Annotated in this window: 12 protein-coding genes; 11 read left to right on the forward strand and 1 reads right to left on the reverse strand. The window is 71.6% G+C overall.

The features are described 5' to 3' along the window. Positions 1 to 91: 91 nt before the first annotated feature. The 11 genes from lepA to era are packed head-to-tail and all read left to right on the forward strand — an operon-like array spanning position 92 to position 11,020. Entirely contained in the window at positions 92 to 1,942 is a 1,851-nt protein-coding gene (lepA, locus tag N3K63_RS07660) for a translation elongation factor 4 (protein ID WP_261579568.1), read from the forward strand. A 23-nt stretch (positions 1,943 to 1,965) separates the two neighbouring features. Beyond that, entirely contained in the window at positions 1,966 to 2,616 is a 651-nt protein-coding gene (locus N3K63_RS07665) for a DUF1990 family protein (protein WP_261579569.1), read from the forward strand. Next, positions 2,616 to 3,833, forward strand: coding sequence for a radical SAM family heme chaperone HemW (gene hemW / locus N3K63_RS07670; protein WP_261579570.1), 1,218 nt, complete (start codon positions 2,616 to 2,618; stop codon positions 3,831 to 3,833). The genes N3K63_RS07665 and hemW overlap by 1 nt, the downstream gene beginning before the upstream one ends. A gap of 58 nt (positions 3,834 to 3,891) precedes the next feature. After that, positions 3,892 to 4,929 carry a heat-inducible transcriptional repressor HrcA gene (gene hrcA, locus N3K63_RS07675; RefSeq protein WP_261579571.1) on the forward strand — a complete coding sequence of 346 codons (1,038 nt, stop codon included), beginning with the start codon at positions 3,892 to 3,894 and terminating at the stop codon, positions 4,927 to 4,929. A gap of 36 nt (positions 4,930 to 4,965) precedes the next feature. Then, entirely contained in the window at positions 4,966 to 6,072 is a 1,107-nt protein-coding gene (gene dnaJ / locus N3K63_RS07680; protein WP_261579572.1) for a molecular chaperone DnaJ, read from the forward strand. Position 6,073: 1 nt separating this feature from the next. Then, positions 6,074 to 6,802 (forward strand): 16S rRNA (uracil(1498)-N(3))-methyltransferase, encoded by a 729-nt coding sequence (locus N3K63_RS07685; RefSeq protein ID WP_261579573.1) that lies wholly within the window; start codon positions 6,074 to 6,076, stop codon positions 6,800 to 6,802. 59 nt (positions 6,803 to 6,861) lie between these two features. Then, positions 6,862 to 7,209, forward strand: coding sequence for an HIT domain-containing protein (locus tag N3K63_RS07690; RefSeq protein ID WP_261579574.1), 348 nt, complete (start codon positions 6,862 to 6,864; stop codon positions 7,207 to 7,209). A 46-nt stretch (positions 7,210 to 7,255) separates the two neighbouring features. Beyond that, positions 7,256 to 8,275 (forward strand): PhoH family protein, encoded by a 1,020-nt coding sequence (locus N3K63_RS07695; protein ID WP_261580066.1) that lies wholly within the window; start codon positions 7,256 to 7,258, stop codon positions 8,273 to 8,275. Next, on the forward strand, positions 8,272 to 8,739 hold the full coding sequence (gene ybeY / locus N3K63_RS07700) for an rRNA maturation RNase YbeY (RefSeq protein WP_261579575.1): 468 nt from the start codon (positions 8,272 to 8,274) through the stop codon (positions 8,737 to 8,739). The genes N3K63_RS07695 and ybeY overlap by 4 nt, the downstream gene beginning before the upstream one ends. Beyond that, positions 8,736 to 10,124 carry a hemolysin family protein gene (locus tag N3K63_RS07705; protein ID WP_261579576.1) on the forward strand — a complete coding sequence of 463 codons (1,389 nt, stop codon included), beginning with the start codon at positions 8,736 to 8,738 and terminating at the stop codon, positions 10,122 to 10,124. The genes ybeY and N3K63_RS07705 overlap by 4 nt, the downstream gene beginning before the upstream one ends. Beyond that, a complete protein-coding gene (gene era, locus N3K63_RS07710) occupies positions 10,121 to 11,020 on the forward strand; it encodes a GTPase Era (protein ID WP_261579577.1) in 900 nt (299 codons plus the stop codon). The genes N3K63_RS07705 and era overlap by 4 nt, the downstream gene beginning before the upstream one ends. A 40-nt stretch (positions 11,021 to 11,060) precedes the next feature. Here era and N3K63_RS07715 read toward each other — a convergent pair whose 3' ends face one another. After that, positions 11,061 to 11,924: a PAC2 family protein gene (locus N3K63_RS07715; RefSeq protein ID WP_261579578.1), complete on the reverse strand. Its 864-nt coding sequence runs from the start codon at positions 11,922 to 11,924 to the stop codon at positions 11,061 to 11,063. Positions 11,925 to 11,997: the final 73 nt, after the last annotated feature.

Genomic DNA, 11,997 nt, shown 5'->3' on the forward strand with positions numbered 1-11,997 from the left:
CTGGCGCGTCGCGGCGGGTGTCGGCTATTCTCCGGTTCCGCCGCGGGCGGCGACGGCCGGGCGTGCACCCGGCCGGTAGACTCCTCCAGACATGTCTCCGCGCGCCCTGAAGCCTCTCGAGCCGTCTGCGACCCCTCCAGAGCTGATCCGCAACTTCTGCATCATCGCCCACATCGACCACGGCAAGTCCACGCTGGCCGACCGCATGCTGCAGATCACCGGCGTGGTCGCCGACCGCGACATGCGCGCGCAGTACCTCGACCGCATGGACATCGAGCGCGAGCGCGGCATCACGATCAAGAGCCAGGCCGTGCGGATGCCGTGGGCCAGCGACGACCGCACGTTCGCACTCAACATGATCGACACGCCCGGTCACGTCGACTTCACCTACGAGGTGTCGCGCTCGCTCGCCGCGTGCGAGGGCGCGATCCTGCTCGTCGACGCCGCACAGGGCATCGAGGCCCAGACCCTGGCGAACCTGTACCTGGCGCTGGAGAACGATCTGCAGATCATCCCGGTGCTCAACAAGATCGACCTGCCCGCCGCCGACCCCGAGAAGTACGCCGCCGAGCTGGCGAACCTCATCGGCGGGAAGCCGGAGGACGTGCTGCGGGTCAGCGGCAAGACCGGCATGGGCGTGGAGGAGCTGCTCGACCGCATCGTGGAGCAGATCCCCGCCCCCCGCGGCGATGCGAACGCGCCCGCACGCGCCATGATCTTCGACTCGGTCTACGACTCCTACCGCGGCGTGGTCACCTACGTGCGCATGGTCGACGGCAAGCTCGAGCCGCGTGAGCGCATCCAGATGATGTCGACGCGCGCGCAGCACGACCTGCTCGAGATCGGCGTGTCCAGCCCCGAGCCGGTGCCCACCAAGGGTCTCGGCGTGGGGGAGGTGGGCTACCTCATCACCGGTGTGAAGGACGTGCGCCAGTCGAAGGTCGGCGACACGATCACCAACCACCGCAAGCCCGCCACCACCGCCCTGGCCGGCTACACCGACCCCAAGCCGATGGTGTTCTCGGGCGTCTACCCGATCGACGGCAGCGACTACGCGGTGCTGCGCGAAGCGCTCGACAAGCTGAAGCTGTCGGATGCCTCGCTGCAGTACGAGCCCGAGACCTCGGTGGCGCTCGGCTTCGGGTTCCGCTGCGGGTTCCTGGGGCTGCTGCACCTGGAGATCATCACCGAGCGACTCGCGCGCGAGTTCGACCTCGACCTCATCACGACGGCGCCGTCGGTGACCTACGAGGTCACCACCGACACCGGTGAGACGGTCGTGGTCACCAACCCGAGCGAGTACCCCGACGGCCGGGTGGCCGAGGTGTCCGAGCCGGTCGTGAAGGTCGGCATCCTGCTGCCCAAGGACTACGTCGGCACGGTGATGGAGCTGTGCCAGACTCGCCGCGGCACCCTGCTGGGCATGGAGTACCTGAGCGAAGACCGCGTCGAGCTGCGCTACAACATGCCACTGGGCGAGATCGTCTTCGACTTCTTCGACCAGCTCAAGTCGAAGACGCAGGGCTACGCGAGCCTGGACTACGAGCCGGCCGGCTCCCAGACGGCCGACCTGGTGAAGGTCGACATCCTGCTGCAGGGCGAGAAGGTCGACGCGTTCAGCTCGATCGTGCACCGCGAGAAGGCCTACGCCTACGGGACCCTCATGACCGAGCGGCTGCGCAAGCTCATCCCGCGCCAGCAGTTCGAGGTGCCCATCCAGGCCGCCATCGGCGCCCGCATCATCGCCCGCGAGAACATCCGCGCGATCCGCAAGGACGTGCTCGCCAAGTGCTACGGCGGTGACATCACCCGCAAGCGCAAGCTGCTCGAGAAGCAGAAGGAAGGCAAGAAGCGCATGAAGATGGTGGGTCGCGTCGAGGTGCCCCAGGAGGCGTTCATCGCCGCCCTGTCGGGAGATGTCGACGGCAAGGACAAGAAGTAGACGCCGCGGTTAGGCTGGCATCCATGCGTCGCGGAAGCTTCCAGGAAGGCACGGTCGACTACGCCGCCGTCGGTGCCACCCAGGCCGCCGACCTCATGGGGTACCCGCCGGAGAAGAGCAGGCCCGCCGAGCAGTCGTGGCGTCTGGGCAGCGGTGAAGACCGCTTCGCCGGCGCCGCAGATTCGCTGTTGGCGTGGGGCGCGCTGCGCGGTGCCGGTCTCTCGGTCACCGATGTGCGCCCGGCCTCGGGCCCGATGTACTCGGGCGTGAGCTTCGACGCCGACGGCAACGCCGTGGCGCCCTCGCGCCTCGAGGCCGAGCAGCGCTTCGACGCCGACGGCATGCCCTACGTCGGCGCCGGTTCGTCGGCGCGGATCTCGGGCCGGGTCAAGGGGCACAGCGCCGACGCGTCGGTGCGGGTGATCTTCGTCGTCGAGGAGCCCCGCCGCGTCGGGTTCGCCCTCGGCACCATCGGCGATTCGGTCGTCAGCGGCGAGGAGTCGTTCATGATCGACTGGTACGACAACGACGAGGTGTGGTTCACGGTGCGCGCCTTCGACCGCCCCGTGTCGGCGTTCTACCGGATGCTGCCGCCGCTGGTCACCCGCCGTCGCCGGGAGCTCTTCCAGGGTTACCTGCGCGCCATCTCGCCGCTGTACACAACCCCGTCCTGATGGGTTCTGCTCTTCCGATCGGCGATCCCGCACCCGCCGACGGCGCCCTGCCGCGAGAGCTCGTCGTGTCGCCCGACACCGACTTCGGCGCGTACGTGCACGTGCCGTTCTGCCGTGTGCGCTGCGGCTACTGCGACTTCAACACCTACACCGCCACCGAACTGCGCGGCGCCCGGCAGGACGCCTACGCCGATGAGGTGCTGCGCGAGATCGCCCTCTCGCGCGGCGTGCTGGCCGCCGCCGGAGCGCTGCGACCGGCATCCACGGTGTTCTTCGGCGGGGGCACGCCCACCCTGCTGCCCGCCGGCGACCTCGCCCGGATGCTGGGCGGCATCCGCGACACGTTCACGCTGGCACCGGGCGCCGAGGTCACCGTCGAGGCCAACCCCGACACCGTCACCGACGCGGTGGCCGATGAGCTGGCCGCGGCGGGGGTGACCCGCATGTCGATCGGCATGCAGTCGGCGGTGCCGCACGTGCTGGCCGCGCTCGACCGCACGCACGATCCCGCCGCCGTGGCGACCGCCGTCGCCGCAGCCCGGCGGGCCGGTCTCGATGTCAGCGTCGACCTCATCTACGGGGCGCCGGGGGAGTCGACGGCCGACTGGCGCACCTCGCTCGAGGCGGCGATCGCCCTCGAGCCCGACCACATCTCGGCCTACGCGCTCATCATCGAAGACGGCACCGCGCTGGAGCGTCGCATCCGCCGCGGCGAGGTCGACGCGCCCGACGACGACGTGCAGGCCGACATGTACGAGCTGGCCGACGAGCTGCTGGGCGCGGCGGGGTTCAACTGGTACGAGGTGTCGAACTGGGCGCGCGGTGACGCGCACCGGTCGCGCCACAACCTCGCCTACTGGCGCGGCACCGACTGGTGGGGCTACGGGCCGGGTGCCCACAGCCACGTCGCCGGGCTGCGGTGGTGGAACGTCAAGCATCCCGCCGCGTACGCGCAGCGCCTGGACGCCGGGTCGTCGCCGGCCGCCGGCCGTGAGCGCCCCGACGCCGAGGCGCGGCGGCTGGAGAGCGTGCTGCTGCGCTCGCGCATCGTCGACGGCCTGCCGCTGAGCGAGCTGCCCGACGCGCCCCGGCGCGCCGTGGCCGCCCTCATCGCCGACGGGATGATCGAGGGCGCCGCCGCCGTGCGCGGCCGTGTCGTGCTCACCCTGAAGGGCCGACTTCTCGCGGATGCCGTCGTGCGCGCTCTCACTGAGTAGAATTGGCACTCACGGCTGACGAGTGCCAACCGATGCGAGTGGCCGACGAGGAGGGGTGATGGTCTCGGAACGCGGTCTGCAGGTGCTGCGGGCGATCGTGCAGGACTACGTCGACACCCGCGAGCCCGTCGGCAGCAAGTCGATCGTCGACCGGCATCACTTCGGGGTCTCGGCGGCGACGATCCGCAACGACATGGCCCTGCTCGAGGACGAAGAGCTCATCGCCGCGCCCCACACCTCGTCGGGACGCATCCCGACCGACAAGGGGTATCGCGTCTTCGTCGACCACCTCGCCGAGGTGCGGCCGCTGTCGCCGGCCCAGCGCGCGGCGATCACGTCGTTCCTCGACGCCCCGGCCGACCTCGACGACCTGCTCGTGCGCACGGTGCGCTCCCTGTCGCGCCTGACCGGCCAGGTCGCCCTCGTGCAGTACCCGTCGTTCGCTCGGGCCCACGTGTCGCACGTGGAGTTCGTGCACCTGGGCGGCGGGCGCATCGTCGTCATCGTCGTCACCGACACCGGCCGCGTCTCGCAGCGCGTGGGGTTCCTGCAGAGCGACCTCGACGAGGCCGACGTCGCCCACGTGAAGGCGGCCGTGGCGGCGCTGGTGACCGGCTCGAGCGTGCGCGACGGCCTGCAGACGGTGGCCGACCTCCTCGCCACCCCCGGCGACGGCTCCCGCGTCGACGCGGCGGTGCGCGGCGTCGCCCGCATCCTCGCCGAGGAGCTCGAGGAGTTCCGCCAGGACCGGCTGGTCATGGCGGGCACCGCCACCCTCGCCCGCAGCGAGGCCGACTTCCGCGGCAGCATCTACCCGGTGCTGGAGGCGATCGAGGAGCAGGTGACGGTGCTGCGCCTCATGAGCGAGATGGTCGCCGACGAGCAGGGGCTCGCGGTGAGCATCGGCCGGGAGAACGAGCCGTTCGGTCTCGGCGAGGCCTCGGTGCTCACCAGCGACTACGACCCGGCCGGGTCGCGGGCGCGCGTGGGCGTGCTGGGCCCGACCCGCATGGACTACCCGACGAACCTGGCGGCGGTGCGAGCCGTCGCCCACTATCTCGGCCGGCTGCTCGACGAAGACGAGCGAGCCCGCTGACAGCGGACCAAGCCCCACGGGGCGGGAAAGGCGAAAGTGGCTGACCACTACGAGGTGCTGGGCGTGTCGCGCGAGGCGACGCCCGATGAGATCAAGAAGGCCTACCGGCGTCTGGCGCGCGAGCTCCACCCGGACGTGAACCCGGGCGAAGAGGCGTCGGAGCGCTTCAAGCTCGTCACGCACGCCTACGACGTGCTGAGCGACCCCGAGCAGCGTCAGCGCTACGACATGGGCGGTGACGGCGGCGGCTTCGGCGGTGCCGGCGGGTTCGGCGGCTTCGGCGACATCTTCGAGACGTTCTTCGGCGGGGGCGGTGGCCGCGGCGGACGCCCGCGCGACCGTCGCGAGCGCGGCCAGGACGCCCTCGTGCGGGTCACCCTCGACCTGGCCGACGTCGTGTTCGGCGTGCACCGCGACCTCGAGGTCGACACCGCCGTGCTGTGCGAGACCTGCTCGGGCTCGTGCTGCCAGCCCGGCACCCAGCCGGTCACCTGCGACATCTGCCACGGCGCCGGTCACGTGCAGCGCACCGTGCGCAGCCTGCTGGGCAACGTCGTCACCTCGCAGCCGTGCACCACTTGCCAGGGCTACGGCACCACCATCCCGTACCCGTGCTCCACGTGCGCCGGTCAGGGGCGCGTGCGCGCGCGGCGCACCGTGTCGGTCGACATCCCCGCCGGCGTCGAGTCGGGCCTGCGCCTGCAGATGCCCGGCTCGGGCGAGGTCGGCCCTGCCGGCGGCCCCAACGGCGACCTCTACCTCGAGGTCACCGTCGCCCCCAACGAGGCGTTCAGCCGCGAGGGCGACGACCTGCTGGCCACCCTCGAGGTGTCGATGCCCGACGCCATCCTCGGCGCGGGCGCCACCATCACCTCGCTCGACGGCGACGTCGACCTGGAGGTGAAGGCGGGAGCGCAGTCGGGCGACGTCCTCACCGTGAAGGGCCGCGGCATCACGCCGCTGCGCGGCGGCCAGCGCGGCGACCTGCGGGTCGGCATCCACGTCGTGACGCCCACGCGACTCGACGCGAAGGAGCGCGCCCTCATCGAGGAGTTCGCCAAGCGCACCAAGGCCCCCGGGCCGCGCCTGGCCGAATTCCACCAGGGTCTGTTCGCCAAGCTCCGCGACCGCTTCCGGGGCTGAGATGGCGCTGCACTTCGTCGTCGACGACCTGGCGGATGCCGGGGAGAGCGTCGTGCTCACCGGGGCCGAGGCGCACCACGCCGTGGCCGTGCGGCGGGTGCGCGTGGGCGAAGAGGTGACCGTCGGCGACGGCCGCGGCCTGTGGCTGACCGGTGTGGTCGCCGAGCCGCCCGCGCCCAAGCAGCTCACCGTGCGCATCACCGCGCGCCGCCAGGTGCCGGCCCCGACGCCGCGCCTCGTGCTGGTGCAGGCCCTCGCCAAGGGCGACCGCGACGAGCTCGCGATCCAGGCGGCGACCGAGCTCGGCGTCGACGAGATCGTGCCGTGGCAGGCGGCGCGCAGCGTGTCGCGCTGGGACGCGGCCAAGGCCGCCAAGGGCGTCGCCCGCTGGCAGAGCATCGTGCGGGAGGCGGCCAAGCAGGCCCACCGCGCGTGGGTCCCCGCCGTCACCGCCCCCGTCACGACGGCGCAGCTGGCCGGCCGCTGCGCCGACGCCGACGTGCTGCTGCTGGAGCCGACGGCATCCGACCCGCTCTCGCGGCTGCCCCTGGCCACCGGCCGCGACATCGTGCTGGTCGTCGGACCCGAGGGCGGCATCGCCCCCGAGGAGCTCACCGCGCTCGGCGCCGCCGGAGCGCGTGCGGTGCGCCTGGGCGACACCGTGCTGCGCACCTCGACGGCCGGGCCCGCCGCCCTCGCCGTCGTCAGCGCCGGCCTCGGTCGCTGGTGAGCGGGACGCCCATCAGCCGCGCCCGCGACGACGGCCCGGCCCCTCAGTAGACTGGGCGTATGAGCGAGCCGTCGATCTTCACGCGCATCTACAACGGCGAGATCCCGTCCGAGATCGTCGCGGAGACCGAGAACGTCTTCGCCATCCGCGACATCGCCCCGAAGGCCCCGGTGCACCTGCTGGTGATCCCGAAATCGCAGGACTACCGCGACGTCGTGGAACTGGCCGCCGGCGACCCGGCGCTGCTGGCCGAGGTCGTGGGACTGGCCAACTCGCTGGCCCACGAGCACACCGGCGGCGATTTCCGCCTGATCTTCAACACCGGCGCCGACGCCGGACAGACCGTCTTCCACGTGCACGCGCACGTGCTGGGCGGCGGCCTCACCGAAGGGAGTCTCGGTGCCTGACGGCCCCGAACCGATCATCGACCGCATCTACGCCGACGGCGTGGCGATGGTGCAGCTGCTCGGTCCGCAAGACCGGCTTCTGCGCGTCGTCGAGCGCGAGCACCCCGACGTGCAGGTGCACGTGCGCGGCAATGAGATCACGCTGACCGGCGAGGCGGATGCCGTCGCGGCGGCGCGCTCGCTCGTCGACGAGCTGATCTCCCTGGCCCGCTCCGGCCAGGGCCTCGACCCGTCGGACGTGCAGGCGTCCTCGCGCATCATCGACGCGGGCCTGCGCCCCTCCGAGGTGCTCGGCGAGGCGATCCTGTCTTCGCGCGGCAAGGTCATCCGCCCCAAGACCGTCGGTCAGAAGGCCTACGTCGACGCGATCGAAGACCACACGATCGTCTTCGGCATCGGCCCCGCCGGTACCGGCAAGACCTATCTCGCCATGGCGAAGGCGGTGCAGGCGCTGCAGCGGCGCGAGGTCAGCCGCATCATCCTCACCCGTCCCGCCGTCGAGGCGGGGGAGCGGCTGGGGTTCCTGCCGGGCACGCTCACCGACAAGATCGACCCGTACCTGCGGCCGCTCTACGACGCGCTCAACGAGATGATGGACCCCGAGCTGGTGCCCAAGCTCATGGCATCGGGCACCATCGAGGTGGCGCCGCTGGCCTACATGCGAGGCCGCACCCTCAACGACTCTTTCGTCGTGCTCGACGAGGCGCAGAACACCACCCCCGAGCAGATGAAGATGTTCCTCACCCGCCTCGGGTTCGGCACGCGCATGGTCGTCACCGGCGACATCACGCAGGTCGACCTGCCCCAGGGCGCGTCGGGCCTGCGCCTGGTGACCCGGGTGCTGAAGGACATCGACGACATCCACTTCGCCTACCTCACCAGCGCCGACGTGGTGCGTCACACCCTCGTGGGACGCATCGTCGACGCCTACACCGAGTACGACGAGCAGCGACTCGTCGCCCGTCGCGAGCGCGACGAAGCGAGCGAGTTCGCCAACCGCGCGGAGCGCCGCGCCGCGCGCCCGTCCGGTCCGCGCGACCACCAGCCCAAGCGAGGACGCTCATGACGATCGAGATCACCAACGAGTCCGGATTCCCCATCGACGAGACGGTGCTGCTGCGGCTCACCGAGAACAACCTCGCCGAGCTGCACGTCAGCGCGGATGCCGACCTCGCGATCCTGCTCGTCGACGAGGGCGCCATGGAGGCGCTCCACGTGCAGTGGATGGACGAGCCCGGCCCCACCGACGTGCTGAGCTTCCCGATGGACGAGCTGCGCCCCGGCACCGAGGAGCAGCCCACCTCGCCGGGCCTGCTCGGCGACATCGTGCTGTGCCCGCAGGTGGCCGAGACCCAGGCCGTCGCCGCCAAGCACTCCACGGTCGACGAGCTGATCCTGCTCACCACGCACGGTCTGCTGCACCTGCTCGGCTTCGACCACGCCGAGCCGGAGGAGGAGCGGGAGATGTTCGGCCTGCAGCGCGAGCTGATCGCCGCCTTCCACGACTCCGAACGTCGACGACGCGCATGACCGAAGCGCTCCTGCTCGTCGCAGCGGGTCTCCTCGTGGCCCTCGGCGGTCTCATGGCCGCCATCGACGCCGCGCTCGGGGTCACCTCGCGCTCCGACATCGCCGACCTCGCCCAGACCGGACGCAACCAGCGCGCCCTGGCGCGCATCGCCGGCGAGCCCGAGGCGCACGCCAACGCGGTGATCTTCATCCGCATCCTCGCCGAGACGACGGCGGCCGTGCTGGTCACCGTCGCGTTCACGGTCATCCTCGAGAGCACCTGGTGGGCCATGCTCGCCGCGGCCGTGCTGATGACGGCGGTCTCGTTCGTGCTGGTGGGCGCGAGCCCGCGCAGCGTCGGCCGCCGTCACGCCAAGGGCCTGCTGCGTGCCTGCGCGCCGCTCGTGCGCGGCGCGCGCATCGTGCTCGGGCCGCTGGCGCACCTGCTGGTCGCCCTGGGCCAGCGCCTCACCCCGGGCGTGAGCCGCAGCGCGTCGTTCACCTCGGAGGAGCAGCTGCTGAGCATGGTCGACGAGGCCGCCTCGCAAGACCTCATCGAGGCCGACGACCGCGACCTCATCCACTCGGTGTTCGACTTCACCGATGCGTTCGTGCGCTCGGTGATGGTGCCGCGCACCGACATGGTCACCATGGACGCCGCCGCCACCACGCAGGAGGCGATGCACCTCTTCCTCGACAAGGGCGTCTCGCGCATCCCCGTCGCCGACGGCGAGGCCGATGACATCACCGGCGTGGTCTACCTGAAAGACCTGGTGCAGTTCGCCTACCGCGACGAGACCGCCTGGCGCGACGTGCCCGTCACCCAGATCGCTCGGGCGGCGGTGTTCGTGCCCGAGTCGATGAAGGCAGAGACCCTGCTGCAGCAGATGAAGCGGGATGCCGTGCACGTCTGCCTCGTCGTCGACGAGTACGGGGGCGTGGCGGGCCTGGTGACCCTGGAAGACCTCATCGAAGAGCTCGTGGGCGAGATCGCCGACGAGTACGACCCGCGCGCGGCCGAGGTCGTCGACCTCGGCGACGGCCGCTTCCGCGTCAGCGCCCGACTGGGCCTGGACGAGGTGGGCGAACTGTTCGGCGTCGAGCTCGACGACGACGACGTCGACTCGATCGGGGGTCTCCTGGGCAAGGCGCTCGGGCGCATCCCGCTGCCCGGAGCCACCGTCGAGGTGCAGGGGCTCGTCCTCACCGGCGGAGCCTCGCGCGGCCGCGGGCGGGGCCTGGCGACCGTGTTCGTCGAGCGCAGCACCGCCCTGCAGGCCCTCTCCGACTCCCTCACCCCGCGCGCCCCGCGCACCGGGTCGATCTCCATCATCGGCCCGACCGGGACCGACACCCACGACCCCCGCAGCACGGCGAAGACCGCCACGAAAGAGGACGCGCGATGAGCGACGCAGAGTTCCGGTCCGGATTCGTCACCTTCGTCGGGCGCCCGAACGTGGGCAAATCCACGCTCACCAACGCCCTGGTCGGCGAGAAGGTCGCCATCACCAGCGACAAGCCGCAGACCACCCGTCGCGCGATCCGCGGCATCCTCACCCGGCCGTCCGGCCAGCTGGTGATCGTCGACACCCCCGGCATCCACAAGCCGCGCACCCTGCTGGGCCAGCGCCTCAACGACCTCGTCGAGCAGGTGCTGGGCGACGTCGACGTGATCGGGTTCCTGGTGCCCGCCACCGACAAGGTCGGCCCGGGCGACCGCCGCATCGCCGAGTCGCTCGACGGCTACGGCCGCGCCCGCAAGGTCGCCATCGTCACCAAGACCGACATCGCCTCGCGCGACCAGATCACCGAGCGGCTCATGGAGGTCGACAGCCTGCGCGAGGACTGGGCCGCCGTCATCCCGCTGTCGGCGGTGGCCGGTGAGCAGCTGGACGTGCTCGCCGACGAGCTGCTGACGCTCATGCCCGAGGGCCCCGCCCTCTATGAGGAGGGCGTCGTCACCGACGAGTCGGTGGAGGACCGCATCGCCGAGATCATCCGCGAGGCGGCGCTGGAGGGCGTGCGCGACGAGCTGCCGCACTCGATCGCGGTGACCGTGGAAGACATCGCCGAGCGCGAAGACGGCGAGATCACCGACATCCACGCCAACATCGTCGTCGAGCGCGACAGCCAGAAGGGCATCATCATCGGGCACAAGGGGTCGCGGCTGCGCGACGTCGGCTCGCGCGCCCGCGCGCAGATCGAGCCCCTCGTGGGCACGAAGGTGTTCCTGAAGCTGCACGTGCGCATCGCCAAGGAGTGGCAGCGCGACCCGAAGCAGCTGGGGCGGCTCGGCTTCTGAGGCGGCGCCCCGGCCCGGCCGCTCTCGCGGCCGGCGGGTGTCAGCGGCGCGGGTCGTCGCGGCCGGGCTTGGTGGGCCCGTCGCCGCCGCGGCGCAGGTACCGCTCGAACTCCTGGGCGATCGCATCGCCCGAGGCCTCGGGGGAGTCCCACGTGTCGCGGGTCTGCTCGAGCTGGTGGATGTACTCCGTCATCTCCTCGTCGTCGGCGGCGGCCGCGTCGATCGACGCCTCCCACGCCAGCGCCTCGGCGGGCAGCTCGCCCCGGGGGATCTCGGCGCCGGTGATCTCGGCCAGCCGGTCGATGAGCGCCAGGGTCGCCTTGGGCGACGGCGTGTGCCCGGCGACGTAGTGCGGCACGCTCGCCCAGAGGGCGGCGGTGGGGATGCCGGCGGTCTCGGCCGCGGCGGTGAGCACGCTGAGGATGCCGACCGGCCCCTCGTAGCTCGGCCGTTCCAGGTTGAGGGCCACCCGCAGCCGCTCGTTGTCGGTGCCCGAGAAGATCGAGATCGGGCGGGTGTGGGGCACGTCCGACATCATCGAGCCGAGCGCGACGATGCCGGTGATGTCCTCGCTGAGGGCCGCGTCGATGAGCTCGGCGGCGAAGCCCTGCCAGGCGCGCGCCGGCTCGACACCGGTCAGCAGCCACAGTCCCACGCCCGCGGGACGGCGGCGCGGTCGCCACAGCGTCGTGTCGGGCCACACCAGCGAGCGCGAGCCGTCGGCATCCATCCGCATCTGCGGGCGCGTGTACTGGTAGTCGAAGTAGAGCTCGGGATCGACGGTGAACGCGGAGTCGTACGTTCCCCGCTCCCGGATCTGCGTCGCGGCGGCCGTGGCGGCCTCGCCGGCGTCGTTCCAGCCGTCGAAGGCGACGACGAGCACGCGGTCTCCGAGTGTGTCCACCCCGCTCCTTCCGTATCCCTGCGGTCCACCCACGATACGCCCGTCGCCCGCCGCGGGGGCGGCGCGGCACGGC

Source organism: Microbacterium festucae (assembly GCF_025421715.1).
GTDB classification, from domain to species: Bacteria; Actinomycetota; Actinomycetes; order Actinomycetales; family Microbacteriaceae; genus Microbacterium; species Microbacterium festucae.

What these genes read in the sequence shown, in the direction of transcription:
- lepA (WP_261579568.1), top strand. Translation starts at nt 92, where the DNA reads ATGTCTCCGCGCGCCCTGAAGCCTCTCGAGCCGTCTGCGACCCCTCCA.
- N3K63_RS07665 (WP_261579569.1), top strand. Translation starts at nt 1,966, where the DNA reads ATGCGTCGCGGAAGCTTCCAGGAAGGCACGGTCGACTACGCCGCCGTC.
- hemW (WP_261579570.1), top strand. Translation starts at nt 2,616, where the DNA reads ATGGGTTCTGCTCTTCCGATCGGCGATCCCGCACCCGCCGACGGCGCC.
- hrcA (WP_261579571.1), top strand. Translation starts at nt 3,892, where the DNA reads ATGGTCTCGGAACGCGGTCTGCAGGTGCTGCGGGCGATCGTGCAGGAC.
- N3K63_RS07685 (WP_261579573.1), top strand. Translation starts at nt 6,074, where the DNA reads ATGGCGCTGCACTTCGTCGTCGACGACCTGGCGGATGCCGGGGAGAGC.
- N3K63_RS07690 (WP_261579574.1), top strand. Translation starts at nt 6,862, where the DNA reads ATGAGCGAGCCGTCGATCTTCACGCGCATCTACAACGGCGAGATCCCG.
- N3K63_RS07695 (WP_261580066.1), top strand. Translation starts at nt 7,256, where the DNA reads ATGGTGCAGCTGCTCGGTCCGCAAGACCGGCTTCTGCGCGTCGTCGAG.
- ybeY (WP_261579575.1), top strand. Translation starts at nt 8,272, where the DNA reads ATGACGATCGAGATCACCAACGAGTCCGGATTCCCCATCGACGAGACG.
- N3K63_RS07705 (WP_261579576.1), top strand. Translation starts at nt 8,736, where the DNA reads ATGACCGAAGCGCTCCTGCTCGTCGCAGCGGGTCTCCTCGTGGCCCTC.
- era (WP_261579577.1), top strand. Translation starts at nt 10,121, where the DNA reads ATGAGCGACGCAGAGTTCCGGTCCGGATTCGTCACCTTCGTCGGGCGC.